This is a genomic window from Paracoccus sp. NBH48, from assembly GCF_015390265.1.
GTDB classification, from domain to species: Bacteria; Pseudomonadota; Alphaproteobacteria; order Rhodobacterales; family Rhodobacteraceae; genus Paracoccus; species Paracoccus marcusii.
This window is the reverse complement of sequence record NZ_VUOJ01000011.1, coordinates 135,179-160,579: the sequence shown is the minus strand read 5'-3', so window position 1 is coordinate 160,579 and position 25,401 is coordinate 135,179. Positions and strand designations below refer to the sequence as shown.

Annotated in this window: 27 protein-coding genes and 3 pseudogenes; 11 read left to right on the top strand and 19 right to left on the bottom strand. The window is 58.2% G+C overall.

The window, feature by feature from the left end; translation table 11 throughout:
* The first annotated feature begins 1,035 nt into the window (after nucleotides 1–1,035).
* The 3 genes from F1642_RS14690 to F1642_RS14680 all read left to right on the top strand — a co-directional run bounded on the left by F1642_RS14690 (nucleotide 1,036) and on the right by F1642_RS14680 (nucleotide 2,217).
* On the top strand, nucleotides 1,036–1,533 hold the full coding sequence (locus F1642_RS14690; protein WP_194886588.1) for a hypothetical protein: 498 nt from the start codon (nucleotides 1,036–1,038) through the stop codon (nucleotides 1,531–1,533).
* Nucleotides 1,533–1,850: a hypothetical protein gene (locus tag F1642_RS14685; RefSeq protein ID WP_194886587.1), complete on the top strand. Its 318-nt coding sequence runs from the start codon at nucleotides 1,533–1,535 to the stop codon at nucleotides 1,848–1,850. Before F1642_RS14690 ends, F1642_RS14685 begins: the two co-directional genes overlap by 1 nt.
* A 100-nt stretch (nucleotides 1,851–1,950) precedes the next feature.
* A complete protein-coding gene (locus tag F1642_RS14680; protein WP_194886586.1) occupies nucleotides 1,951–2,217 on the top strand; it encodes a hypothetical protein in 267 nt (88 codons plus the stop codon).
* A gap of 692 nt (nucleotides 2,218–2,909) precedes the next feature.
* Here F1642_RS14680 and F1642_RS14675 read toward each other — a convergent pair.
* The 10 genes from F1642_RS14675 to F1642_RS14630 form a co-directional block, all read right to left on the bottom strand.
* On the bottom strand, nucleotides 2,910–3,797 hold the full coding sequence (locus F1642_RS14675; RefSeq protein WP_194886585.1) for an ArdC family protein: 888 nt from the start codon (nucleotides 3,795–3,797) through the stop codon (nucleotides 2,910–2,912).
* Nucleotides 3,798–4,934: 1,137 nt separating this feature from the next.
* Nucleotides 4,935–5,171, bottom strand: coding sequence for a hypothetical protein (locus tag F1642_RS14670; protein WP_194886584.1), 237 nt, complete (start codon nucleotides 5,169–5,171; stop codon nucleotides 4,935–4,937).
* An 87-nt stretch (nucleotides 5,172–5,258) separates the two neighbouring features.
* Nucleotides 5,259–5,675, bottom strand: a complete 417-nt coding sequence (locus F1642_RS14665) for a type II toxin-antitoxin system VapC family toxin (RefSeq protein ID WP_194886583.1) — start codon at nucleotides 5,673–5,675, stop codon at nucleotides 5,259–5,261.
* Entirely contained in the window at nucleotides 5,675–5,920 is a 246-nt protein-coding gene (locus F1642_RS14660; RefSeq protein WP_131573794.1) for a type II toxin-antitoxin system VapB family antitoxin, read from the bottom strand. Before F1642_RS14660 ends, F1642_RS14665 begins: the two co-directional genes overlap by 1 nt.
* A 202-nt stretch (nucleotides 5,921–6,122) precedes the next feature.
* Nucleotides 6,123–6,368, bottom strand: a complete 246-nt coding sequence (locus tag F1642_RS14655; protein WP_131573795.1) for a hypothetical protein — start codon at nucleotides 6,366–6,368, stop codon at nucleotides 6,123–6,125.
* A gap of 123 nt (nucleotides 6,369–6,491) precedes the next feature.
* Entirely contained in the window at nucleotides 6,492–6,695 is a 204-nt protein-coding gene (locus F1642_RS14650; protein WP_194886582.1) for a hypothetical protein, read from the bottom strand.
* A 188-nt stretch (nucleotides 6,696–6,883) separates the two neighbouring features.
* Nucleotides 6,884–8,323, bottom strand: coding sequence for a DUF4942 domain-containing protein (locus F1642_RS14645; RefSeq protein WP_194886581.1), 1,440 nt, complete (start codon nucleotides 8,321–8,323; stop codon nucleotides 6,884–6,886).
* A gap of 72 nt (nucleotides 8,324–8,395) precedes the next feature.
* Complete coding sequence (locus F1642_RS14640; RefSeq protein WP_194886580.1) at nucleotides 8,396–8,773, bottom strand: hypothetical protein; 378 nt, start codon at nucleotides 8,771–8,773, stop codon at nucleotides 8,396–8,398.
* Nucleotides 8,770–9,243, bottom strand: a complete 474-nt coding sequence (locus tag F1642_RS14635; protein ID WP_194886579.1) for a hypothetical protein — start codon at nucleotides 9,241–9,243, stop codon at nucleotides 8,770–8,772. The genes F1642_RS14640 and F1642_RS14635 overlap by 4 nt, the downstream gene beginning before the upstream one ends.
* An 11-nt stretch (nucleotides 9,244–9,254) precedes the next feature.
* Nucleotides 9,255–9,512: a hypothetical protein gene (locus F1642_RS14630; protein WP_194886578.1), complete on the bottom strand. Its 258-nt coding sequence runs from the start codon at nucleotides 9,510–9,512 to the stop codon at nucleotides 9,255–9,257.
* A gap of 758 nt (nucleotides 9,513–10,270) precedes the next feature.
* On the opposite strand from F1642_RS14630, the gene F1642_RS14625 reads away from it, so the two are divergent.
* Complete coding sequence (locus F1642_RS14625) at nucleotides 10,271–10,864, top strand: hypothetical protein (RefSeq protein WP_194886577.1); 594 nt, start codon at nucleotides 10,271–10,273, stop codon at nucleotides 10,862–10,864.
* Between the two features lie 61 nt (nucleotides 10,865–10,925).
* On the opposite strand, the gene F1642_RS14620 is transcribed toward F1642_RS14625, so the two are convergent.
* From F1642_RS14620 to F1642_RS14610, 3 genes are all read right to left on the bottom strand, one after another.
* Nucleotides 10,926–11,144, bottom strand: a complete 219-nt coding sequence (locus F1642_RS14620) for a hypothetical protein (protein ID WP_176695153.1) — start codon at nucleotides 11,142–11,144, stop codon at nucleotides 10,926–10,928.
* 537 nt (nucleotides 11,145–11,681) lie between these two features.
* Nucleotides 11,682–13,556, bottom strand: a complete 1,875-nt coding sequence (locus tag F1642_RS14615) for a ParB/RepB/Spo0J family partition protein (RefSeq protein ID WP_255522469.1) — start codon at nucleotides 13,554–13,556, stop codon at nucleotides 11,682–11,684.
* A gap of 263 nt (nucleotides 13,557–13,819) precedes the next feature.
* Complete coding sequence (locus F1642_RS14610; RefSeq protein WP_194886575.1) at nucleotides 13,820–14,233, bottom strand: DUF3768 domain-containing protein; 414 nt, start codon at nucleotides 14,231–14,233, stop codon at nucleotides 13,820–13,822.
* 777 nt (nucleotides 14,234–15,010) lie between these two features.
* Between F1642_RS14610 and F1642_RS16640 the strand changes: the two genes are divergently transcribed.
* A complete protein-coding gene (locus tag F1642_RS16640; RefSeq protein WP_081403206.1) occupies nucleotides 15,011–15,163 on the top strand; it encodes a DUF4113 domain-containing protein in 153 nt (50 codons plus the stop codon).
* A 22-nt stretch (nucleotides 15,164–15,185) separates the two neighbouring features.
* On the opposite strand, the gene aqpZ is transcribed toward F1642_RS16640, so the two are convergent.
* Nucleotides 15,186–15,920 (bottom strand): aquaporin Z, encoded by a 735-nt coding sequence (aqpZ, locus tag F1642_RS14600; RefSeq protein ID WP_045999922.1) that lies wholly within the window; start codon nucleotides 15,918–15,920, stop codon nucleotides 15,186–15,188.
* A 157-nt stretch (nucleotides 15,921–16,077) separates the two neighbouring features.
* Nucleotides 16,078–16,314 (bottom strand): annotated as a pseudogene (locus F1642_RS14595) (integrase core domain-containing protein); the annotation flags it as partial.
* 89 nt (nucleotides 16,315–16,403) lie between these two features.
* Between F1642_RS14595 and F1642_RS14590 the strand changes: the two are divergent.
* Complete coding sequence (locus tag F1642_RS14590; protein WP_194886574.1) at nucleotides 16,404–17,408, top strand: IS110 family transposase; 1,005 nt, start codon at nucleotides 16,404–16,406, stop codon at nucleotides 17,406–17,408.
* A gap of 262 nt (nucleotides 17,409–17,670) precedes the next feature.
* Here F1642_RS14590 and F1642_RS14585 read toward each other — a convergent pair.
* Nucleotides 17,671–18,403, bottom strand: a pseudogene (locus F1642_RS14585) (DDE-type integrase/transposase/recombinase); the annotation flags it as partial.
* Between the two features lie 232 nt (nucleotides 18,404–18,635).
* Between F1642_RS14585 and dps the strand changes: the two are divergent.
* Together dps and F1642_RS14575 are read left to right on the top strand one after the other, a co-directional pair.
* Nucleotides 18,636–19,109 (top strand): DNA starvation/stationary phase protection protein Dps, encoded by a 474-nt coding sequence (gene dps, locus F1642_RS14580; RefSeq protein WP_194886573.1) that lies wholly within the window; start codon nucleotides 18,636–18,638, stop codon nucleotides 19,107–19,109.
* Between the two features lie 159 nt (nucleotides 19,110–19,268).
* Nucleotides 19,269–20,458, top strand: a protein-coding gene (locus F1642_RS14575) for an IS3 family transposase (protein ID WP_194886572.1) whose coding sequence is annotated in 2 segments (ribosomal slippage) — nucleotides 19,269–19,521 and nucleotides 19,521–20,458 — 1,191 coding nt in all. Because the reading frame shifts where the segments join, the coding sequence is not laid out codon by codon here.
* A gap of 101 nt (nucleotides 20,459–20,559) precedes the next feature.
* Here the strand turns inward: F1642_RS14575 and F1642_RS14570 are convergent.
* Nucleotides 20,560–20,943 carry a response regulator gene (locus F1642_RS14570; RefSeq protein ID WP_194886571.1) on the bottom strand — a complete coding sequence of 128 codons (384 nt, stop codon included), beginning with the start codon at nucleotides 20,941–20,943 and terminating at the stop codon, nucleotides 20,560–20,562.
* A 14-nt stretch (nucleotides 20,944–20,957) separates the two neighbouring features.
* Nucleotides 20,958–22,949 carry an HWE histidine kinase domain-containing protein gene (locus tag F1642_RS14565; RefSeq protein WP_194886570.1) on the bottom strand — a complete coding sequence of 664 codons (1,992 nt, stop codon included), beginning with the start codon at nucleotides 22,947–22,949 and terminating at the stop codon, nucleotides 20,958–20,960.
* A 455-nt stretch (nucleotides 22,950–23,404) separates the two neighbouring features.
* Here F1642_RS14565 and F1642_RS14560 point away from each other — a divergent pair, with 455 nt between their 5' ends.
* From F1642_RS14560 to F1642_RS14550, 3 genes are all read left to right on the top strand, one after another.
* Nucleotides 23,405–23,893 (top strand): metallophosphoesterase family protein, encoded by a 489-nt coding sequence (locus tag F1642_RS14560; RefSeq protein WP_194886569.1) that lies wholly within the window; start codon nucleotides 23,405–23,407, stop codon nucleotides 23,891–23,893.
* 366 nt (nucleotides 23,894–24,259) lie between these two features.
* Nucleotides 24,260–24,607, top strand: coding sequence for a type II toxin-antitoxin system Phd/YefM family antitoxin (locus F1642_RS14555; RefSeq protein WP_240542582.1), 348 nt, complete (start codon nucleotides 24,260–24,262; stop codon nucleotides 24,605–24,607).
* Nucleotides 24,597–25,016 (top strand): hypothetical protein, encoded by a 420-nt coding sequence (locus F1642_RS14550; RefSeq protein WP_194886568.1) that lies wholly within the window; start codon nucleotides 24,597–24,599, stop codon nucleotides 25,014–25,016. Before F1642_RS14555 ends, F1642_RS14550 begins: the two co-directional genes overlap by 11 nt.
* Nucleotides 25,017–25,158: 142 nt before the next feature.
* Here the strand turns inward: F1642_RS14550 and F1642_RS14545 are convergent.
* Nucleotides 25,159–25,382 (bottom strand): annotated as a pseudogene (locus tag F1642_RS14545) (transposase); the annotation flags it as partial.
* Nucleotides 25,383–25,401: the final 19 nt, after the last annotated feature.

The following is a 25,401-nucleotide window of genomic DNA, read 5'->3' as shown; positions in this document are numbered from 1 at the left end:
CTACCCTCTGACCCCCTCAAAAACAATCCCTCGATGCCGCAGGCGTCGAAAAAGGGAATGTGGGGGGCAGAATGCGGGTAGTGTTTGGGCAATTTCCTTCCCGAAGATCGCAGATCGAAGGGCGCAGGGCATTTCGGGACAGGTTGCACGCAACCTTCAATGCCCCTGAGAGCGCCGGAGAGAGCCGTGGAAGCCACAAAACAGGTTTTCGGCTACCTAGATACCGCAAAGGCCCAATCGTGGGCCTGTGGCGCTAAAAATCGCGCCTGACCTTCGGATGCGCCACCTCGCGCCCGCAGCTCTCTGCCAGGTCGCTTCAAAGCACATGGCTTGGCAGAAGGACCGGCCTTCCTCGGCATAGTGGTCATACTGGTACCACTAGGTGCGATAGGTGCGTTGGTTTCAGTAGGCGCTATGGTCGCATTAGGTGCATTAGGTGCATTAGGCGCACTGGATGCATTGGCTGTTATGGGTCGGTTAGGTGGACGGGTTTCACTAGGCGAGATGGGTGCATTAGGTGCGTTAGGCGCAAAAGGTGCTATAGGTGCGATAGGTGCGTTGGGTGCATTGGTTACAAAATTCGCAAACATCACAATAGTAGCTATAGCTACAATAGTGCCTTTGGGCATCATAGTCGCACTAGCATGGGTGGGTACGATGGTTGCACTAGTAGTACTGGGCACATCGGTCACAGTAGTATCTTAAGTAGCAACTTTCGCAACTTTCGCACTTGTCACAATGTCTCAGGCTGTCATAGCCTGGCAACAAGCAGACTTAGGGCTAAAAAATTCTAGTGAGGTTGGTATGAGCGACGGATTCGATGTGGTGTCGGTGATAAACGCTAAGGGTGGGCGCAGGAAAAACGTCACTCACCAAAGTTCTTATCAGCGCGGCATTGGCATCCGGGCAGAAAGTTGTCGCTTTTGATTGCGACCCTACGCAGAACTTAATGGGTTGGGTCGATAAAGCGAAAGAGGCCGGGAAACTGGCCTTCGAACGCCGCAGCGTTCGAAGCGAGAACTGCCAAAGAGATTGTTGAAGCTCTTAATCAGCTTTACAGATGAAGGTTTCGATGGTTTGGTTTTTGTAGATACCGCAGGATTTGGCGACAAAGCATCATTGTACATGGTCAACAACAGTGACTTTGTTATCCTTCCAATCATGCTTGGATCAGACTCTGTTGGGACCACTCTGGAAACAGCTACAGTTGTTACACAGATGGTCGACCAGTTAGACGAGGGCAAAAAGGCAGTTGTTAGGGTGGTTCGGTGCAACATTCCAACGTTGTCCAACAGGCGCAAAGGGCATAGCGAAAATTTTGACCGTCTAGGGCAACATCCTTTGTGCTTGAACGCTTATATTAGCAACTCGCCAATTATCGAACTTTGGACAGATGAAGGTCCTTTACATTCACGTTTTAAGCGTGAGGAAAATACGGTTGAAGGAGCGAAGGCTCTAAACGCCAAAAACACGATGAAGGTTCTTCAAGAAGGTCTAGCTGTCATTAATGAACTGTTTGAGGAGGCGGAATGATGGCAAAAAGACGTTTCGAGATTGTTGAAACACCACTCCCTGAGTCCCGCATCCTGAACAAGTTCAAGGTCGGGAACGAAGATGATGAGGGCGTTCCTTCCGAAAAGAAGGCTGAGAAGGGGGGTCAGAAACCCTCTCAAGCGGATGTCTCTCGACCCGCAGCTCATGACAGCGGGTCACTTGCGGCCCATCAGGTGCCTTCTGATAGTGCTGATACTGCTGGCACTGACGATAGCAACGCAGATCTTCTGAAGGTATCTCAGGGTGAGCAAGAGAGTGCCGCAAAGCCTGAATTAACGGACAATGTTTCAAGCTAGCGAAACATTCTCGGTAAATTTCAAGGTTGGCGTCCCTGCTTCGTCATCTTCGGAGTATCACGAACTCAAAAAAAGAAGTGGTGTTACTGAAGACTTTCTTATGAAGCGGCTGATTTCTGTTTCATTTAAGATCATGGGAACAATGGATGTAGCAACCATTGTGATCCCTGCAGAGGTTCCGGCGAGCCTAGAGCCGATCCAAAGAAAAAAACACTACGCTAGGAAGTCACAGATTGCGCGCTTCCGCGAAGTCCACGACCCTTTGGAAATCTATTCTATCGCTGATTGCTGCCGCCTTATGTATTTCGCTGCCTTCAAAGAGGCTGTGGCCGAGCTGTCTTCAAAACTGAATCGAGCCGCAAAATAGTCTGCCATTGGCGGGAACGTAATCTCGACCAGGATGGATTTGTCCACCCGTGGCCTATCTTGCGGCCACGGGCTTGCAGACCGCGAACGGAACGGCCCCCATAGAGCTAAGGGACGTGAGTGGGCTGTGGTCAAATCCATCCTGTAAAGCGGCACCTTTCGCCACGCACCCGCGACGGCGCAGCCGGCGCCCAAAGCCGCCGTCAGGCGGCGTCTGCGTGAAACGCATAAGGATCATGTGGTGCGGCTTGCCGCGCTGCGATGTAAGGCGAAGCCTCGGGCGGGCGCGCTGGCGGCGAAGCTGCCAGCGCGCCCGCCCGACATTCTCCCTGCGCGCCAGGACAGAGGGGCAGGGCAGGGGGGTCAGCAGACCCCCACAAACCTTTCGCCACCCCGGCTGTCTATCTCGTAGATCAGAACGGGCGATCCGATCCGGGCGGCGCGGCGTCTGCCGCGCCGCTCCGCTTCCGCCAACGTGGCGCACGGGATTGGCAGGTCGTCGGGTCGTCGCGGATTTCATAGGTCACAACGCGATCCCAGGTTTCACGTTTCCATCCCGGTCCAGCCAGCCCCGCGCCTCCGCGCAACCGATGCAGATGCAGGTTCCTGCTCCCCCGACCGTGACAGGGGCCAGATAAACCGGGGGATTGGTCGTGCCGCATTTGCGGCACGACAGGTCGGGCAGGGGGCCGCTCACGCGGCCGCCCTTTCTTCTTCGACGTGCTGGCGCTTGGTCAGCAGGTCGGCGGCTTTCTGTGCCTCGCTGGCGGCTTTGAAGATCATCCGTTTGTCGTCGTTCAAGGCGCGAAGCCAGCTCTTGATATATGCGCCAGACTGTCCAAAATCAGGCATCAGGCCAAGCTTGGCGCAAAGCATGGCATTTCCCAATTCCGCCACAAGTTCTTCAAAAGCGTAACTTTTTTTGTCTGAAAAGCGCGAAAAGCGATCAAGGCGGGTGCTATGACCAGTGGAATGCACTGCCTCATGTGCCAACGTCCCATAATAGCCTCCCGCGTTGTGGAACGTGGCAATCGGCGGCATGTGGATATAGTCGTCGGCGGGGCTGTAGTAGGCTTGCGGGTCGTCGGTGGTGCGGATTTCCACCCCGATCCCTGCAAAGAAAGCATCAAGCGCCGGGTCGGCCTCGGTCCCAAGGTCACGCGCGGCCTCGGCGGGGCTGCCATAGTATTCCGGGGCTAGGCCCTCGATCTGCTCGGCGTTGAACACGCTGTAGGATTTTAGGTAGGGCAGGCGACGTTCTTCGCCGGTCTCTTTGTCCTCGCGGTCAAACGTCCCGTATTTGACAACCGTGGCACAACGCTCTCCTTTACGCACGTTTCCGCCTGCCTCCTGAGCTTGGCGATAAGTAAACCAGAACGGGGCACGATAGCCTTTGGCGTCTGCGGCAAGCCACAGCATCAGGACATTGATGCCGGAATAGGGTTCGCCGTTGCTGCGCAGCGGGAACGGTGCGCCACCCTTTTCGCCGGTCCAAGGCTTGCGCCATGCGGGGGTGCCGGACTCGATGCTGGCAATGATGCTGTCGGTGACGTGCTGGTAGAGGTCAAAAGATTTAGCCATGTCTGGCCTCCTTGTGGTGGTTGGCGTGGTTCGCTTGCTGCGCCCCTTCCGCACCTCCTTTTTACTATTTATAACAACGCTTTCCTACTTATTTATTGCCGTTTTCGGCAACTAAATAGCTTGACCGAGGCACCCCCTTCGGGCTTCTTTTGATGCCTGAGGGGAGGGAGCGCACAGCCCCGTAAGGGGCCAAAAAAGAAACTGTCACCGCAACGCGGTGTCCGCATTGGTGACGGTCGCGGATCGGCGCCTGGCCTGACTTCTTCGTCAGCCTTCGGGTCGGTCGCGCAAGGACCAGCAGGACGGATCGGTCACAGACGCACAAGGGGACCGTGGAATACCGTAGGCCCGCAGGGGCAAGGATATGCCGCGAAAGCCCCTTGGGTGGATGGGGACGATCTGTCAGGCGCAGGACGCGACCAGGCCGAAGGGTGACAGTCAGGCCCGTCCCGTCGCGATAAGGAACGCCACGCAGGGGGCGTTTGGCTTGTCCAAATCCCCCCGGAGGGGCGATCACCGCGCTTGCGCGGGGATCTCGGTATTCTGGAAAAGGAAGGGGGGTAGCTCTGCTGCATCGGCTGTCACAGGGCACCCGGTTGCCCACAGGCTGACGCTCGATCCCTGTGGTCTCGCTTACAGCCTGCTCCGGTCCCGCGCCTTCACTCCCAAGGTCGTTCCCGGCGCGCGACTGGACAACCGGGTGCCCTATGCCAGCCCTGTCCAGCCCTGACCGACGAACGGAAGGGCAGGGCCTTGCAGGCGTCGAGCTGGACGCGCCTTCATAGAGCGAAGGAAGGCGAGGCGTCCTGTGGGCAGGCTGGCCCTTGCGCGAGCGATCGTGACCCGAAGGGCCGAGACTATCGCCCTGGGCCGACTATTGCGCCCCCGCGCGGGCTGGCTCGGAGAGACAGGCCGCGCGGGATCAGGCGCAAAGGAGGGGCAGGGGGATAGGCTCGGGGCGCAGGCCGGTGCAGCCGGCCAAGCCTAGAGCGCGGTCCCTCGGGGCGGGCGGTCCAGGGCGATCAGCCCTAGACCGACCAACGCGAGGGACGCCGCCATGATAGAGGCGCTACCGCCCCCGGCTTTAAGCCCCCGCGTGGATAATCAAAGAAGGATGAATTACCGGTCCGAAACCTTTCACATGAAGGGTATTAGCGAAAAAGCTGCATCGAAAAGTTTGGCAGCATGGAACATTGCATAGTTGAAAGCGTGAACCGCAGCGCCAACCAAACCGCATAATACGATGAATAGGAAAACCACCATGCCGTCTGAAAGTGAGCTGCCTTTGCCTGCAACGCGCCGTGCTTCGTCAGCCGTCTTGCGGCGCTTGTGCGCCCAGTAAAAGAACGCAGCGCCGTTCTGAGAATAACCCATCGTTCATCTCCTTTGCGGCAATCTTTTCAAAAATCAAAAGCTCCTGGCGCAATAGGATGAAGTGGTTATCACAAAATCAGAGATTTGTCACTTGAGATCCGTTTGCGAAAAATCGTTGCCCTTGTAGAGCAACTTGACATGATAGGCTTTAGCGCAAGCGTACGCAAAGCAGTCGCCAAAGTTCAACTGAGCCGGATGGTTCACGGTCTTCCCGTAGGTTCGCGCGGCCTCTTGTGCCAAGCGTCCAATGCCTCCCGTTATGTGAATATTTCGCGCGCCTATGACGTCCAGGAAGTCATTGACGATCCGCTCGGCACGTTCGTGCGTTTCAGCATTTCGGCCCGTGTCCCCTTCAAGGCGTCGAGCGATGGCAAGCGATGCTTCGAACCGCGCCAGCGGTGAGCAGTAAAGCTGCCCCTGCAAACCCTCGATGTGCTGAAGATGGGCTGTGGCATCTGGCTCATCGCCCAGGATGGCAACGATCACGGACGCGTCCAAAAACATCAGGTGTCACCCCACATTTCATCACTAAATTTTTTCATGTCGAAGTCTGGATTCACTGCACCAAGGTCTGCGACACGAGATTGCAAAGGCTTGATTTTATCAAAGATCGAGGTTTGGTTCAGCTTCGCATCAAGCGCAGCCTGTAGCGCCTCTCGCACTGCGTCTGTTTTGGTCTTGGCACCTGTGATGCGCATGACCTGCTCAGCAAGAGCATCAACCTTGTCGTCACGAATGTAGAGCGGCATCGAATATCCCTCGTTGCATATCCCGGATATTAGCAAACGAATATCCTGCCGTCTAGGTGCGCGCGGCCGCAAGGCCGTGCTGCGGCGCGCAAGCGCCGGGCCGGTGCGGTAGGGTTCTTGGACCCTACCGCACCGGCCAATCAAAGCTCGATCCTGGGCGTGTCAGACGATGATCGCCATTGAGGCGGGCGCATGGATAAGGTCACTTTTCCATAAGGTAGGTTTGCTGCGCTGCCTGATCGGACGATGAGAAAGAAAGCTGGTGGTGGTCTGCAAAGTGCCGCAGATCACACAGCGCAAATTCCAGAAGGTCTCCGACATGCCCTTTTACCTCGGGATAGAGCGTTGTCAGCATTTCAAAAATAATCTTCGAATGAGTGGCTGGTGCGCTGCTAGGTTCCGCTTGGCCCTCATTCCCGGCCATCAGATTTGAATGATTTTGCGCCATTAGCGGACTCCTAAGTAACGAATTTCAATGGGTGATAGGTCACCCCATCCACCCTCATTGTTTATCTTATTAGGTAGAGAAATCCCATATACCAAATAATTAATCAGACAATAAAGTCCTGATTCATAGATGCGACATTGACGGAGGCATTCGAGCCAACCCAATTAATTCATAGATGCCGCTTACAGGGTTCAGAACATACAGCGCATTCCCACGCAATTCGACTTCAAGAACATCAAGGCTATGCCCTGCTTTTTCAAAAACAGAAAGTATTTCCTCGGCCATGGCGCGGCTGATCTCTGCCTTGCACGACTGCTCTAGTCTCATTGATCCCAACATAAAATGTAGCCCTCTTGAACACTGGCGCAACTCTTAGAGGCGACAACGAACAAGGATAGTGACAAGACCAAAAGGACAGGCAAAAAGGTCTATTTAGCGTTTTTGGTTGACAAATCTTAATGGCCCCGCCGAAGCGGGGCCTAAGCTACTCTGACACTGAACGAAGTAGGGTTTGCCTAAAACTTCCGGAGGGTCAGCACCACGGTATTGATGCGGACGCCTACGCTGGCGAAGCTCTCAGGCGGCAGATCGCACCACTGGTGGCACCGATAGCCGCGCGGGGAATGCTGTGCTGCCCATGCCCGGAACCGCTCATGCTTAGCGGTCGATCCGACCTCGGCGGACGCGGGCAGGATCGCGCGCAGCTCGCCGCCCGGCGCAAGGAAGTCCCACGCATGTTTGACGTGATCCATGAAATGGGTGCCTGAAAACGGCGGGTTCATCAGGATCAGGTCATAGACCGGCGCAGGCGTGACCTTCAGGAAGTTTGCGCAATGAACCTTCAGCGCAGTGTGAGCCATGCCCCGCAATGCCGCTGCCCGGTCGGGGTTGATTTCGATAGCGTCCACGGTCGCGCCCATCTTCAAGACGGGCCGGACGATGGCGCCAATCCCGGCGCTCGGCTCCAGAACGCGCATGCCCGCCTTGATCGTCAGATCAGAAAGCAATTCTTCAACCGTCGCCGCAGGCGTCGGGTAGAAGGCAAGATCCTTGGCAACGGCAGTTCCCGTGCGGAAGTCGGCGGGCTGCTCGTCGGACCCGGCGGCATCGGCCAGCACTTCGCCGTAATAGCTTGCCAGGACCTGATTGACCTTCCGCAGCAGGTCGGCATCCTTCACCCACAGGTGCAGGTTGCCGTTCTTGAAGCATCGGGCGGTGAAATACTCGGTCTCGATCTCGGTTTGACGCGCCCCCCATCCGCCGCGCCGGGCAGCATTGATCGCGCCTTCCAGATCGCCGTAGCTCCGCTGCCCGGACAGTTGCGAAAACACCCGCTCTACATCGGCCAGGGTGCGCCGCATCTGTTCGCCCCTGCCGGAATAGGACCAATAGCCGCCATCATCAAAAACCCATGTGAAGATCATGCGTTTTCCGATCTTGAACGCGTCGTGGCTCTTGAAAGCCGGGTCCAGTTCGGAAAAGGCGCGGGCCACGCCCCGCATGAAAATCAGGTCTGCATCGAGGGTCAGGCGTTCCAAGGTCGCGCGGATGTTCTCAAGCGTCGGCTCGGGCATGTCATCCGCCCCCATCTGCTTGTCCAGCTGGTCCCGCTCGGTGCGGTCCATGATTTCCTTGAGGCGGCTTTCCTCAACGATCCGCAGCCAGATTGCGGCATCGAGGGTGCGCTTATACCGGGCCAGGACGGCAACAGGATCGAAGGCAGAAAACAGGTCCGATTTCACGGCTTCGTTGTCGCTGTAGTGCAGATAGCAGGAATGCCCCGCGGTTGCGCCCTTGGCCGTCTCGGCCGCGTCCAGTGCCCGGCTGTAGCCGTCCGACAGGGTGCCGATGGCGTCCTGCATCTGCGTCAGCGCGGCCTCACGGGCGGCGCAAATGCTCATGATGTTCATCGGTGCGACCAGTGCGCCGGCGCTGAAAGTGGTGCGGGTGTTCATGCTGCTGCCTCGCTCTCGATGGCTTCAAGGATTTGCTCGCGCAGCTCGGACAGCGGGTGCGCGTCGAAGTCGTCACCGCGAAAAATCCTCCGGGTTGTCGTATCCGGGGATTTCGTCGTGGATGCGTTCGGCCAGACGGTCGGCAAGATCGGCCAACGTCCCGGCGACAGTGACAGTCTCAAGGTCGGCATACTCGAACCGGGCTGCCGCGTTCTCGGACAAGGCGGCCAGAGCAAGGCCCGCGTCGTCGGCCTCGCCGTCATGGACAAGCCGCCAGCCTGCGTCGGTGTCGCCATAGATCGACCAGAAAGCCCGGCCTGCAGGGCTGCAAACCTCGATGGCTTCCGCATCCGTGCTCTCGCGGATCATCCTGACCGGCGACACGCGAAAGTCTGTGAAGGTGGCGGGGGTATCCCCCGCCACAAAGCCGTTGAAGGAAAACCCGCTCATGCCGTTGCCTCCTGCTTTGCCGCAAAGGCATCGAGCATCAGGTAAAGCGTCTCCATCGCGGGCGGATCGCCATAGACGACCGTGCGCCCGACAAGTTCGGGGTCGGCTTCGCACTTGGCCCGAACGGGCAAATCGTGATCCAGATAGGCGTTCACGGTGAAGCGGAACTTCCCGGTCCCGGCGTCATAAAAATAGACGTGCCACTTCACCAGCTGGTCGGGGTTCTCGTCGGCTTCCGCAAACAGTTCTTCCGCTGCGATCCGCTGCACCTCCAAGGATCGGGCGCAATCGCGGATGAAACCATTGCTTTTCGGCCCGCCAAAGGCCGCGCCTTCGCGGATACCAAACGAGTTTCCGGGGCAACGTTCCCGCACAAGGCGGGCCAGGATTTGGGCACTCCGCGCGCTGCCCGTTGCTGCAACATAAGGGGCGGGGTGAATATCGGTCTGCACGACAGAAAAACGGGTCATCTGCGGCTCCTTCACTGGCTCAGTGCCGAATAGGTGCCTTCATCCTCATAGCGGATGATGGCATCGCCGGTCTGGGACAGGCCGCCCCAGAAGGGGCCAAGGAAACCGGCAATCTTGGGTTGGCCCTGCAACTCGGTGCGCAGGCTCGCGCGGGTCTCGGTCCCGATGATTTCGGTGCCCATGTCATCGACCCATGCGGCAAGGTCATCGGTCACAACGCGGCTCATGCCGCTGTCGTCGGTCATGGTGACGATTTCAAAAAGTGCCATTTGGCGTTCCTTCTTTTGCGACGATCCCGGCCCGGACTTCGCCCTGTGGCCGGTGCCCAAAATGGGCGAGGGGTCAGGCGAGGAAGCGCGCAGCGCGCCCCTCTCCTGAACCCTTGCTCCCGGCCGAGGGCAGGGGGGGAACCGCCGCAATGGGAAAATCCAGCGGACAAGGGGGTGGTGCGGCCCGCAGCCGAAGGCGAGGACACGGCCCCGCAGGACGTGCAGCATTTTCCTGTTGCGGTGGGGGACCGGCGGTCCCCTGACGGACAGGCGCGCAGCGCCTGGCCCAGCAGGGGCAGGGGGCGTTTGGCTTGTCCAAATCCCCCCTGCGTCTCGATCACGCGCCTGCGCGGGATCTCGCTATTTTGAAAGAGGCCGCGGTGGGTCTGTGCCGCAGCTGCCGCAAGCCGCACCCGGTTGCCCACAGGCCCTTGCTCGATCCTTGACGTCTCGCGCGGGCCTGCTGCGGTCGCCCGCCTTCACTCCCGAGGTCGTTCCCGGCACGCGCCTGGACAACCGGATGCGCCTCGCGTCAGCGGTCCCGCCCGTCAGGGACGAGATGGACGGGGCAGGGCGCCCAGGACCGGTGTGCGGGGGGATGGCTCGGAGAGACATTCCGCCGTACAGCGCAGCCGGGCGCATCGCCCCGACCAGCTCGGGTGGAGGCCGGTCTTGCCGGCCGGAACCGGGGGCGCGGCCCAAAGGGGACGCCCGGATCAGAGGCTAAGATTGAAATATTCGGAGATAGGTCGATTATGATGCACAATACTCTCTACCGCCTACAGAAAAAACAATACTTTACATTGGTTTTTTTAGGTATTCTATTTGTTATAACTTCATTTATATGGTTTCTAGCAGAATTATCAGAGAGTGAATTTCCTTTTGAACCAATTGTTGTCCTAATTGGTGGGCTAGCGACTCTATTTGCGGTTTTCTGGCCATTTAGACCAACATATATGGATCGAAGAATATCCTCAAAAGTCACATTTGATTACACTACCAATAATGGTGATTTTTCAATAGGTCGCGAAGAACTTAGCTTCACATTACATTTTACGCACGCGAATCATGAGAACATACATCTTTATAATTACAACAGTGACATTCGTCGCATAACGGTAGCGCGTGACGTAGGAAGAATTTCTGAAATTAAGGATGCATCCGCCTTTCACTATTCTAGCGACAGCATAACTCTTTCCGAGGGAGATATTGCTTGTGTAGAAAATGATTCAGGAAACTACGCATGCATCAAGATCATTGATATTAAATCCACCCAGGATGGTATTGACAATAAGAATGAGGTAACTTTCTCTTATGTCATTAATCCTGACAAAGGCACTGACTTTTCCTGATTGAAAAGGCTCCGGCTGCTTAGCAGCCGGAGCCTCAAATCTTGCCTTCGCTGACACCTGCCTACCGAATGTAACTCATCGCAGCAGACATGCGCGCCAGGCCAACCACCTCGTATGTCCCCGTAGCAGGGTTCAGTGCGAATAGGCCGTTGCCCCGCAGTTCGACGGTCAGCACCCCATCGCTGTCAGACAGGCGGTCGAAATCCGACAGCATGCCCTCCAGCATTTCACGGGTAATCTCCGCTTTAGCGTCCTGTCCCATCTCACGCGTCGAAAGCATCTAAAATATCTCCCACTTAAACTACGCAATCTCATAGCTCGTACAATTGTGGTTGGCACTACACTAGCTAAAAGGTCAGTCTAAAAAGACACTCTGCGATTTTATGTTGACATGGGCGTCAACTACCCGCTGCGCCGTCAGGCGCAGCTCCGCCCGAAGGGCCGGGCCTGGAGGCGGGGCCGGCGCAGACGGCCGCCACCGCCAGGTCATCTTCCCCGGCCAAAAAAGAGGCCCGCCAGATGCGGGGCCAGTTGAACCTTCGTCGCAGAAGGATGGGCGGTGCCGCGCTCTACTGAACAGGAGCGGCGGCGGAAAACTCGGTGGCAGCTGGGGCCGGTCGCAAGCGGACACTCTGATGGGTCCAGGCTGCGTTGTGCAATTTCTGCTGCGCCTCTTTGAAGGGCAGCGGGTCGGCATGCAGATCAACCCATGCCGTGCCCGTCCAGTAAGTTGTGAAATAGAGGGGCATGAAATTCTCTCTCGTTCGAAAATGCTTGGGATGGGGCGGCTAACGCCGCCCCTCTGGTCCGGTATGAATCAGAAGCAGTCCGGGGTCCAAGCCTCGATGCGGGCCTTCTTCTCCGCGTCGATCTTCCATGCCTTCTGATATTCGGCATCGCTGAACAGACGCTCCATGCACTGCGCTTTCTCGGCCTTTTTCTGCGCCTTGTGCGCCTTGAAGCCGTTCCCCTGCGGATCGCAGCCGGTCAGGTCCAGATGCAGCGTGTCCAGATAGTCGGCGCTGACGCGGCTGAAAAAGTTCTCGGCGGTGGGTGTCCAGACCTTGCGGATACCGGCCCCCGCATCGGCCTCGATCAGTCCGAAAAACTCCGCGCTTCCTGCGCCGTAGGGCAGGGTCCGCGCCACGCTCTCGACCAGCGCCGCGTTGCGGGCTTTCTTGCCAGCAGCGACGAACGTGCGGAAGGCGGTCGCCAGATCGTCAATCCGCAGTTCCGGGCGGCTCCATGCCTCATGTCCCGCAGGGGCATGGGTCAGCCGTTCGGAAAAATCCAACCCCTCTGGCTTGCTCGGGCAGTTGTTGGGGCGTCCCGGCGACAGGTCGAACACATGGGTGCTGACACCCGATGCCAGCGACATGCCGAAGGCCAGCAGGTCAAAGATCATTTCCGGCTTGTCCAGAAGCGCGGTCTGGATCGCGGCCAGCCGCACGGCCTTCATGTCCTCGACCAGCGCGCCGGAATAGGGCGACTTGGGCGCGTCTTCGACGCTGGCCGCGCCATGGCGCGTTGCGGCATGTCCGGTCAGAACCTCTGCCTCGATTGCCTCGGCGCGATCCTCGGGCCGAACCCATGCGGCGGTTTCGCCCAGGGTGCCATCATTGCGGACATAGATGAACACCCCGGCAACCGCGCGCTGCGCGTCGGTGAAGCCGCCCTCAACGATGTTCGTCAGGTCGGCAAATTCGACTTGGCCCGCCTCGTCCAGAACGTCGCCCTCGGCCAGCTCCGCCAGTTCGTCGTAACGCTCGCTCTGTTCTTCGCTCAGGACGCCCGGAACAGGATAGATGCGGTCCAGCTTCTCGGCAGTCCCGTAGGGGACATAGCTGTCGGGCATGGCCTCGACCCACTTCCAGACTTCACCGATCTTTGCCGCTGCCTCGTTCATCTTCTCGGTGAACAGGCGTGCCAGCAGATCGCCATCGTGAAGCGCGGTCGTGTCGCTGAACAGATCACGGTTCATCCGCCCGCCCGCTGCGGTGTAGGCGTCCATCCCGACAAACAGGGCGCGACGGTCGGTGCCGCTGATCGCTTCTGGCTGCAAAGCCTGCTTGATGCGGTATTCGGACACGTCGCGGCCCATCACCTCGGCCAGAACCTGCAAGGTCAGGGCCTCGTCCTGGGACACGGTGAAGGCTTTTGCCATCCCGTAGCTGATTTGCCCCGCCTTCAAGGCGTCCAGAACAGCGGCGGGCAGTGCTGCCAGCGCAAGGCGGCGGTAAACATGCGCCTCGGTCTTGCCGAAGCTGCGGGCGATGGTGGACACGTCTGCGCCTGCATCCTTCATCCGGCCATAGGCCCGGATTTCATCGGCGGGTGCCAAGTCCTCGCGGGCGGCGTTCTCGGCGCTGGCCCATGCCCGCGCGGTGGCCTCGTCAGGGGCGATGCGGACCGGAACGGAGGCCAGTTCCGGGTGCCGCTTGGTCACGGTCGGATCACGCTCGACCGCGCGGGCAATGGCGCGCAGCCTGCGGCCCCCCGCGACGATGCCGACGCGACCATCCGCATCGACGGTGCCGGACAGGTTCTGGATCAGGCCGATCATGGCAAGGCTGTCGGCCAGCAGGTCGATCCCCTCCGGGTCCGCATCCTGACGCGGGTTCATGTCGGAGACATAGAGTTGGGCCAGCGGGAAATACTGGATGGCGGCGGCGGTGATGATTTCGGTTTTCATGGGTGGCATTCCTGTTTGCGACGATTATTTGGCTGTTGTGGCGTCCGGCTGTGAGGGCAGGACAAAGCGGGAGGGGCCTTAACCAGCCCCGTGCTGCCTCAGGAAGCGGCGGCCGATCCCAAAATCATCGCCCTTCCTGACCAGCGCCCATGCTTCTGCGAAGCGCTGTTCCAAGACTGCATTGCTCATGTGTTCATCCCCTTGTCGGTTGAAGCTGCGGGAAGCATCGGCCTGCTTGCGGAGCGAAGCAGGCCGATCCCCGGTCAGTGTTCGGACGGCAGGTAGAGCGTCAGGACACGGCGCGTCTGGTCGGGGTCACAGGCACAGTCGGGCATCGTTGCCCCGTAGGTGTAGGCGGTGTCGTAAAGGTCGATCTTCCAGAAAATCGCTGCACCCTCGGCCTCCACGCGACCAAAGGAATGATCCTCCCAAGGGTCGTTTTCCTCGGTGAAGTCGGTGAAGTTGATAACCTTCTCCATCAGCGCGGATTTGGTCGCCAGTGGCAGGGCCTCGAAACCCGGCGTGACGACAGCGCGGCCTTTCAGATGATGGTCCCGCCACAGGGCTGCGAAGCCCAGGCAGCGGCGGAAAGCGTCGTTCTGCTCTGCGATCAGCAGGCGCAGCATGTGGTCGCGCGCCTGCTCGGCGGCGGTGTCGGTCTGGATTGCTTGTGTCATTTGGCTTTCCTTTCTTTGCGACGATCCCGCCCGGTCTTTGTGCCGTAGTCGGGTGCCCAAAATGGGCTGGCAGGGGGCAGATAGTCCTGCCTTCAGCGGTGGGGAAAATTGCGTGAAATCAGTGGGGCCTGTTTCCGATGCGAAGGCGGGCTTGCCTTTCCTGTCACAAAGGTCTGCCTCTGACGGGCCGAAGCCCAATCTCTGGCCCGTGTTCCGAGCTGGTCCGACATGTCGTGGCGCTCCTTCCTGTTCCGCCAGTGGCGAAGCCATCGCTGCTTTTCACTTTGGATGACCTCATGTCATCCGAAGGGCAAAGCAGGGTGGGCGCAGCCCGACCTGCGGCCGGACGGTGATCTGACACACGGGGCCGGAGCGGTTAAATTGGGAGGGACCCGCGCGCCCCGCGCGTGGGAGGAACCGGATTTTTCCGTGGAGGCTGACGCGCAGCGGCACCAGAGCCCGTGTTCGGATCGCCGGCCGGATGGCAGGCGGAAAAATGAAATGAAAGATTGTCAGCTGTGCCAGAGCGAAGCGGAGGCGCGGCTGTCCTCTGGATCAGCGATCGCGGTGCCCGCGATCACCATATCTCTGAAAAGTAGCCTATCGGCGGTTTGGGAAGATCGACGCAAAGGACTTATCGCGCCGACCAAGACCCTTACAAAGCGTGCAAGCTATGCCACCAAGAGGAATGCGCTTTGGTCTGTGATCTAAAGTTTGATCGACCAGGACATGCGAGACTATGAGATACGCCCTATTCTCATCCTAGAAATCTAGGGCGTGGGTTCTGCGACAAAGGGGAAGCTAAATGCCCAAAGGTTCAACTCTGCGGCCGACCTGGAGGGCGTATCCGAATTTTGGGAGACGAAGGCAGGTCACCGATCATCGCGTTACACGACAAGGATCAGCGAACTGCCAACGATCTTCATCTAATCTCTAATCGAGACACCATCGCTTAGCCGGGGCTGCGGATACCGCCCACGACCGGCTCTTCAGGCTGCGGGCTAAGCCAGCGGTAGAGAATCCCGCCTGCCGCCCCTCCGATCAGCGGGGCAACCCAGAACATCCAGAGCTGACCCAAGGCCCAGCCTCCGGCAAAAAGCGCCGGACCTGTACTGCGTGCCGGGTTCACAGAGGTGTTGGTAATCGGAATGCTGATCAGATGGATAAGTACCAGCCCCAACCCGATGGCGATGGGGGCAAAGCCCACAGGCGCACGACCATGGGTTGCCCCCATGATGATGAAGAGGAAGAAAGCCGTCAGCACGACCTCGGCCACGAAGGCCGCACCCATGGAATAACCCCCTGGCGAATGCTCACCATAGCCGTTCGAGGCAAAGCCGCTTGCTGCGGCATCAAATCCCGGCGCACCGCTTGCGATGACATAAAGCACCAAAGCTCCAAGAATGGCGCCCAGAACTTGCGCCACGACATAGGGCAGGATCTGCGATGTTGGAAAGCGCCCGCCTGCGGCGAGGCCAACCGTCACGGCGGGGTTCAAATGACATCCCGATACGTGTCCAATGGCGTAGGCCATGGTCAACACCGTAAGGCCAAAGGCAAGAGACACGCCCATGAAGCCGATGCCTAGTTCCGGGAAGGCGGCAGCCAGAACGGCGGAGCCACAACCGCCGAATGTTAGCCAAAATGTTCCGATCAGCTCCGCCGCGTATTTCTGCGAATTCTGCATCACTTCGTTCCTGTAATATAAATCGTTGATCAGTCAGGGAAGCCCCTCAAACTTATGTCTATTCCTGTGCCTCATTTCTGACTACACGAATTTCATGGCCATCCCGTGGTCGTTTTTATTGACCGGAACATCGACGTATTGCGCAGGTTCTCTATGTCTAGGTGTTCAGTCCCGGCATCTGGTGGATCGGGTTTAGGATGAATCTGTCTGGCTCAGATGTCCAGATCTTGCAGATGTATTTATAAGGCGTGAGGCTGCCGAGGGTCTTGAGCCGCCGGGCGAAATTGTAAGCGTCCATGAAGTCGGCGAGATGGGTGCGGAGCTGGTTGTGGTCTTCGTAATAGAAGCGTTTTACCGTTGCGTCTTTGATCGTGCGGTTCATCCGCTCGACCTTGGCCATTGATGGAGTGGATGGCTCCCGCTCCCGGCATCGTAATGTGCCACATTGGGTGCTGTCACACTTACCAATGAAGGGAGCCATCCATGAAGGAGATTGCCACAATCGGCCTGGATCTGGCCAAGAACGTGTTTCAGGTTCATGGCGTTGATGCCAAAGGCATCGTCCTCGTGCGGCGGCAGGTCAGGAGAGCCCAAGTCCTGCTGTTCTTCTCACGCTTGCCACCTTGCCTCGTTGGCATGGAAGCCTGCGCAGGAGCCCATTACTGGTCACGGGAACTGGCAAAGCTTGGCCATGATGTGCGGCTGATCCCGCCCTCCTATGTCAAGCCCTTCGTCAAGCGGGGTAAGACGGATGCGGCTGATGCAGAGGCGATCTGCGAAGCGGTAACCCGTCCGAACATGCGCTTCGTGCCGGTCAAGACCGAGAGGCAGCAGGCGGTGCTGATGCAGCACCGGACGCGTGACTTTCTCGTTCGCCAGCTGACGCAGCTTGTCAACGCAATCCGCGCGCATCTGGGAGAGTTCGGCATCGTGGTCCCAAAGGGCGTTCACAACATGGGCCGCCTCATTGCCGAGGCGGAAACAGCCGATCTGCCGCCCGAGGCGCGGATGCCACTCGATCTGCTTGCCGGCCAGTTCCGCGACACGAAGCAGCGCATCGATGTCATGACCGGTCAGCTCAAAGCCGACGCAGAGAAAGACGAGACCGCGTGCCGTCTCCAGACTGTGCCGGGCATTGGACCCATTACCGCCAGCGTGCTGGCCGCAATGCTGCCCGATGTGTCGGGCTTCAGATCAGCCCGTGACTTACCGGCTTGGCTGGGCCTCACGCCAAAGCCCCATTCCAGCGGAGGCAAAGAACGGCTTGGGTCGATCTCAAAGATGGGCAACCGGTATATCCGACGCCTGCTTTATCTTGGCGCCATGGGCGTGATCTCCGCTCGCAAACGCTCTGACCCCGGCACCGACTGGCTGGGACGACTGATCGCGACCAAGCCGCTCAAGGTTGCTGCCATAGCCTTGGCCAATCGCATGGCGCGGGCCATCTGGGCCATGTTGAAAACGGGCGAAGTCTGGCGCCCAACATGAGCGATTTGAACCACAGGCCGCTCGCGGCCTGACCGAAATGGCGAGGGCACAGTGAGATGATGGCAAACTGACGGAAAATAGGCAGGGACACCCCGTTTGAACCGGAGCGCCTTGAGCGCGTGCCATTGATAGGGACCCATACCTCAGGCGGACGTTCATCAGGGCGCGCGGATTACCGCAAATCAGACGCCGAATACATGGCCGCACCCGACCAGATGCCGAATATCACAAGCCTCTTGCCACGCGGGAGCCATCCATACATGGTCCAAGGGTGGTTTGGCTTCGTGAGGCGGTGCTCGATACCGTTGGCCTCGCAGATCATGTCAAAGCGCATGGGCCGGGAAGAGATGGTGTTGCGATTTCGCGGCTGCTCGGCGAACTGAATGCCGTTGTCGGTGAGAATGGTATGGACCTGATAGGATGAGCCGCATGCCGGCGAATGCTTCGAGCATGTGCTGCAGGAACTCCCAGGCCGTCTTCCTGTCCGCCTTGTCGACGAGCTGGGTCACGGCAAACTTGCTTGTGCGGTCGATGCCAACGAACAAAAACAGTTTGCCCTCAGCAGTCTGAACCTCGGCGATGTCGATATGGAAAAAGCCGATGGGGTAACGCTTGAACTTCTAGCGCTTTGGCTTGTCGCCCTCCACGTCAGGCAGTCGAGAGATGCCGTGACGCTGCAGGCACCGATGCAGTGCAGAGCGCGTCAGATGTGGGATCGATGGCTGCAGGGCGTAAAGGCAGTCATCAAGCGGCAGCAGCGTGTGGCGTCGAAACGCGACGATGGCCGCCTCCTCAGCCTCCGTGAGGACCGTCGAACGTGGCTCCTTTGGGCCAGTTTTGAGATCATCTACCGTCTGTCGTTTGCGCCACTTCGCCACCGTTTTCTGGTTGATCCCCAACTCCCGGCTCAGCGTCGCGACCGAAGCTTGCGATCGCTGTATTGCTGCTCTGACGGCGTGCGTGGTCGTGGCGCTTCCGTGGCGAACCTGTCCCATAGGGCATCCTTCCATTCCTTCAAAAGGATCTCACCATCAAACCGTGGGATCAAACACCTAGCTGCACCGCTTTGTACTATAAGCATTTGCACCGCCAATGAGGCAGTACTGAGGGCTCCGTTACTTGAGACAGCAGATTACTTACGCCCCGGAGCAAGAGAAGCCGTTCTTGGAAAAGGAACCTCGCTTGCGCCCCCGTGTTGTTTGGTCGAACCTCAAATAGGAGATGACAATGCCCGTCAACGTGAAGGGTCTGACCGATAACGCCCGCAAGACCGCCGTGTCCGAATTGAACGCCCGCCTTGCCGATGGCCTGGCCTTAGGAATGGCAATCAAGCAGGCCCATTGGAACGTCAAGGGAATGAACTTCATCGCCGTTCACGAGCTGCTGGATAAGGTGCATGAAAACCTACTAGGCCATCTGGACGTCATGGCTGAGCGGGTGCAGGTTCTGGACGGGGTGGCTCTTGGGACGGCCGAGATCGTCGCCAGGGAAAGCACGCTGGCGGCCTACCCAACCGACAAAACCAAATCCGAGGACCATATCAGAGAGATCTGCGCCCGGATGCGCGACCACGGTGAGAAATTGCGCGCTGCTATCGACGCCACAGATGACGCAGGTGACGCGGACACGGCAGACATCTTCACAGCAGCCTCGCGAACGGCGGACAAGGACCTGTGGTTCATGGAGAGCCATCTGGAATGATGTGAACCTGAGCGGCCGGCTTGCCTTTATGCTACAGCCGGCCGTTGAACAGCGTCAGGTAGGGTAATTCGGTAAGCAGATAAGCACGACCCTTAGTGACCTGCCACGGGATTTTTCCTCCACCATCGATTAGAGTCCGATCCAACTTGAGGACGGACAATGAAGCGAACGAGATTTACGGACGAGCAGATCATCGGCATCTTGGCCGAGCATGAGGCCGGCGCGAAGTGCGCAGACCTGTGCCGCATGCACGGCATGTCGGAAGGGACCTTCTACAACTGGAAGGCCAAGTTTGGCGGCATGACAGTGCCGGAGGCAAAGCGATTGAAGGCGCTCGAAGACGAGAATGCCAAGCTGAAGAAGCTGCTGGCCGAGCATATGTTGGACTTGGCGGCGATGAAGGAACTGGTTTCAAAAAAGTGGTAGCGCCTGCCGTGAAGCGCGAGGCGGTCGCGCATCTGAGGTCCTTGCTCGGGCTCTCGGAACGGCGGGCGTGCCGGATTGCCGGGGCGGATCGTAAGATGGTCCGTTATCAGGCGCAGCGTGCTCCGGATACGGAGCTGCGTGGCCGTCTGCGCGAACTGGCCAACGACCGTCGGCGGTTCGGCTATCGGCGGCTCTTCGTGCTGCTACGCCGCGAGGGCGAGCCGTCCGGGATTAACCGGATCTATCGGCTCTACCGCGAGGAAGGCCTGACGGTGCGCAAACGGAAGGCCCGGCGTAAGGCGGTCGGAACACGGGCCCCTATCTTGGTCGAAGCCCGTGCCAATGCTCGCTGGTCGCTGGATTTCGTCCATGACCAATTCGCCAGTGGCCAGCGTTTTCGGGTGCTCAACGTGGTCGACGACGTCACCCGGGAATGCCTCGCGGCGATCCCGGACACCTCAATCTCAGGACGGCGTGTTGCCCGTGAACTTTCGGCTCTGATCGAGCGGCGCGGGAAGCCCGGCATAATTGTTTCGGACAATGGGACGGAACTGACCTCGAACGCCATCCTGCGGTGGTGCTCCGAGAACAGGGTCGAATGGCATTACATCGCGCCTGGAAAACCAATGCAGAATGGCTTCGTGGAGAGTTTCAACGGGCGGATGCGCGATGAACTGCTCAATGAAACCATGTTTCGCAACTTGGCCCACGCCCGGGTTCTTATCTCGGCCTGGGCCACCGACTACAACACCGAACGCCCGCATTCGACTTTGGGTTACGAAACCCCGGCCGACTACGCGCGGACTCTGACCACCGCAATCGCCCGCCCCGCTGCGCGAGATGAAAGCTCCGCGCGTCGGGCGATTGCTCAACCTGCGCCAATCGACGTAAACAACCCTTGGACTCCGGTCGCGGCTGGATGAAAGACCCGTGGCAGGTCATCATAAATAACCACTCAGTTTCTATACAATTTTCCTCGCTCTGACTGCAGAACAATGTGACCCTTGCTACTTAAGTAGGTGTATCAGCTTGCTCTGCTCATGCGGTGCATTTCGGCAATCACGCGTCGTTCATCATAAGGCTTGCCGAAAAACACGCAGTCGACTGGCAGTTTCATCCGGCTAACTTCCACTTTTCCAGAGGTTATTATGACATGGATGGGCAACCAACGTTTTCGGATAAGCGCGGCGAGCTTGAGGCCATCCACCCCGCGCGGCATATCCACATCGGTGAAGACGATACGGATATCCGGGCGCGATTCCAGGATCCTGATTGCATCCGTAGCGTCAGTGGCCTCAACCGCTTCGAAACCCGCATCTTCAACCATGTCGAGTGCGGCCATCCTGAGGATCGGTTCATCTTCCACAACCAGAACCAGTTGGCGTTTCAACGGAGCATATTGGGCCATCAGGTCTTTCCGTCTCAAGGCTGCTGCATCTGTGACAGCGGGGCTTCCATCGAAGCGAGCAGCCCCGTTTGGTTGTAACCAAGCTCAACACCGCCGGTTCCAATCAATCCCATGCTGATCAGTCGAGATCCGAACCCTCTCCCGGATGGCTGCTGCACGGGAGGACCGCCGCTTTCCGTCCAGCACATCCGCAAACTGTCTTCCTCGATGCCTTTTTCGATGCTCCAGGTAATCGTCACCTTTCCTTCAGGTACGGACAGGGCACCGTATTTGATGGCATTGGTCGCCAATTCGTGAAGCAAAAGGGATAGGGACAATGTGGCCCGGGGTCCGATTTGCAGGGCGGGGCCGTCCAGATGGAATTGTCCAGATTGATCAAACGCCAGCAAGGTGGCCTTGGCCACGTCCTCCAGGCTGGCGGAAACCCATCTCGTCTTCAAGAGCGCATCATGAGCGCGGGACAGCGCCCCGATGCGTTGCGTGAGTGCCGTGACGGCGTCCCTTTCGGAAACCTCCCGAAGTGTCTGAGTCGTAATGGCCTGAACGATCGCCAACGTGTTCTTCATGCGGTGGCTGAGTTCTTCGTTCAGAATATGCTGCTCCCGTTCGGTCCGTGCCCGGGCAATCGCCCCATGCGTCCGGTCCCCTACCTGCTCTACAAGAGTGATTTCGTCCGGGGTCCATTTCCGGGCTTTGGCACTGAGGACGAAGATGACAGTGTCGAGAGCGCCGCGCACCATGATTGGCAAGTTCAGAAGTGCCCTCGCATGGACCCTCTTCAGGCCATCGGCTTGGCTGGCTGTCCTGGGGTCTATCTCCACGTCTGAAATGACGACAGTCTCACCGCGCTTAAGGTCCTCGATATAGGAGCCGAATAATCTAAATTGATGAGAGCCGACAACGCTCACGCAGGATGCGTCGCACCAGTCGACCGGTACGTTGATCGTCTCATTTGCCAGATCGACCTTCCCGAAACCGATGCAGCTGCCGCCTATGGCCTGAGCCACGCATGCCGCCGCCGCACGAGCGATGTCGTCAGCATCAATCAGATCGCGCAGCTGCTCGCTGAGGTCTGCGAGAGCCGCAACGCGTCTCGTTTGGCGAACATGCTCCGTGACATCCGATCCCTCCACAAAGATGCCAGTCACGATCCCGTTTTCATCCCTCGTCGGCTGACAAACGAAATCGACAAATCGTTCATCTACCGGAGATTGGAGATTACTCTGGATTGCATAACGTGCACCTCTTTGCGTAAACGACTCTCCCGAGCGATAGGCCTTATCAAGCAGGTCCACATATCCTTGCTCTGCGGCATCCGGCAGAGCTTCGGCAAAAGACTTCCCGATGAGCTGCCTGTTTCCGACCAGACGGAAATAGGCAGGATTGACCAAGTCGAAGACGTGATCGGGGCCCTTCAACAGCGCCATAAAGCTTGGCGCCTGGACGAACATATCGGCCAGTTCCAGATGCTTGTGCTCCGAAATTTTTCGGTGCGTTTCGACTTGGAGGAGCAGGTCATCTCGGCTGGTAATCGGGCGCCGCATCTCCAGAAGAGCGATGACCTGCCGTGCCAGTGCTCGTAGGTCATCGGCTTGAGCATCGGTCAATCCCTCTGGACGCGCGATATGGTCGATGACGCAGATCGTTCCGAGCGTCAGACCTTCCGGCGAGACCAAGGGCGCTCCCGCATAGAACCGTAAATGAGGGTCATTGAGGACCAGCGGATTTGACTGGGTTCGAATGTCCAGGGTCAGGTCGGGAATGACCAAGAGGTCATGATGCCCAAGGGCATGCTTGCAGATCGACTGCTCAATTGAGGTTTCACAAGGCTCGAATCCGACTTTGGCCTTGAACCATTGCCGATCCGCCGCGACCAGGCTGATCAGCGCAACCGGGCTATCGCAGAGTCGAGAAGCAAGGCGGACGATGTCATCAAAACCAACTTCTGGTGCCGTGTCGAGAATATCATGCGCATGCAGCGCATCGAGACGATCGGTCTCTTTCACGATATCATTTCCGCCTGTAACCGTTTGATTGCAAGGCTAGTTGCACATCCATGTAATGATAATCTCAACCCTGCATTAGCGGATATGACGGCCACTGTCAGCAGAGCTTGTCAAGCGCCTGGATTGCCCAGCCAACGTCGGGCTGTCCTTCAGGGCCATATAGAGGGCAGACTTGCTCACCTTTACGCGTGCGGCGGCTTCACGGCGCGTCAAGCTGAAGGGAAAGATCCTGCTCGGAGGTCGAAACGCGCGCGTAGCCAATGAGTGACATCTGTTTTCCTCAATCAACGCGGTTTCTGGCAGTCAGTGTCCACAAACCCGTCCAATAATCAAGTTGTCCGAATACTCATCGCAGAAGGTTTTATGGACAATTTTATGGCAAGTCCGTAAAACGTCCGTTTGATGGACAAAACAATGTGCTTATAGGGATATGCAAAATAATCTGGAGCTGCCTCATGCAACCACTCCGCCAGCCATCTCCTAGTGAATGCATCGGTGTCATCGCTGATACCCACGGTCTGCTGCGCCCCGAGGCGCTGGAGGCTCTCGAAGGTGTAGACCGGATCTTGCACGCTGGCGACATCGGCGACCCCGACCATCTTGACGCCCTGGCGCGCATCGCCCCGGTGACGGCAATCCGGGGCAACATTGATCGCGGGCACTGGGCTGAGATCCTTCCCGAAACGGTGAGCCTGACGATCGGAGGCATGCAGATACACATGATTCATGATCGCAAGGCTTTGCAGGCTAATCCGGAGGCCGAGGGCTGGGATGTCGTGATCTCGGGGCACTCCCACAAGCCTGGCATCGAGGAAACCGGCAGCACCCTCTGGCTGAACCCCGGCGCCGCCGGCCCCCGCCGCTTCCGCCTGCCAATCACGCTGGCCTTCCTTTGGGAAGAGGCAGGTCGCCCCCGTGCGATGATCCACCCCTTGCCCGTCTGACTGGCTTCCAGAGAGATATGGCAGTTTGAGCCACCAGACATTGCCAGGAAAGACTATCGATACCCGACAACCTGCCGCTGATTTTTGTAGCGAGTTTTCTGGTGGTTCAGCGATGTCACGGCGCTCGACCTCGTGACCGCAAGGAAACCGACCGCTTCTCTGGCAGCGCTCTCCACGGGCAGCAAAGACTGACCACACACGAACCTCTAGGTCACTTCCGCAAGCGATAGGTTTGCATTGCGCTTCACCAGATAAGCGGCTGCAAGAATAGCGCTGGTTCTTCTGACATTCTCTTAGCTTCTCTAAACAGTAGCCGAGAGGGCGGCTGGCTTAACGAGTAGACGGCCGGCAATCCGTTGAGGACAGATGCTAGAAGCCCTAACCCGCACTTTATTTCTGGCAGCACCACTTGCCATATATTCAGAATATCTGTATATTATGGGTAATACCAACATTTATGGGGCTGTTGCTATGAGAGAGTTTCGTGCTGCTGATCTAACTCGTAACACAGGCGATCTCTTCGAGGCTGCAGCCTTGGCACCGGTCGCGATCACCAAGCATCGCAAACCACGTTTCGTGGTCATGTCGATGCAGCAGTACGAGGCTATGACATCCGATCACGGCTCACAGGTTGCGGTAGACGTGGCAGACATGCCCGATGATCTGGGCACCCTCTTGGACAAGGGCATCGAGGGCCATTTTCATGGCCGATGATTTCCCGAAGGCCGGGCAGGTATTCGGCTATCATTACTTATGGAAATGGCAGGCCACGCGCGGCGAGACAGAAGGCCGCAAGAAACGCCCGAGCTGTGTTGCAGTTGTGGTCGTCAACGAAGCTGGCAAGCATGTCTTGTTTATTGCCGCTATCACCAGCAAAGAGCCAAGACCAGATCAGGTCGGCATCGCTGTTCCCGAAACAGAGGCCCGGCGCGCCAAGTTGGATGTCTCCATTCCCCTCTGGGTTATGGTGAACGAGCTGAATGCCGATGTGCTGGAATCCTCCTATGCATTGGATGAACGTTCGCCACGCGGCGCGTTCAGCCCGGCCTTTACCGACAAAATTGTGCGCGGGGTCCAGTCTGTCCGCCAAGCAGGGGCGCTGCGCCTGACGCGCCGCACATAAACAAGCTAATGGTTTGGCTGGGTTCTGTTGCACAAATCTGCTGAGGTTCGAGGTTCCCCCTTCCATGGGCCAAGTTCATCCCACGGCTTCAGTGACGGGCATGCCGGGTGCGTTGAAGCCGTTCAAAGATGTCTGTCATCTACCTGAGCGGCATATCGAACAACACCTTCATCGTCAGGCAGGTCTGGATAGTTGCGTCACTATAGTCAGGCCGTCGGCCACATTTGCCAATTGGCTCGGCCTCCACGTTATCTCGGGATCGAACCAGATTGTCAGCGAGCCACGTCGCTTCAGACCTTCGTTACAGATGGGCCAGTTCCTGGTCTTGTAGGGGGTGTGGGTCTGCTCATCTGCCCCTTCTACTATGCGGGATTCGCGAAATGAA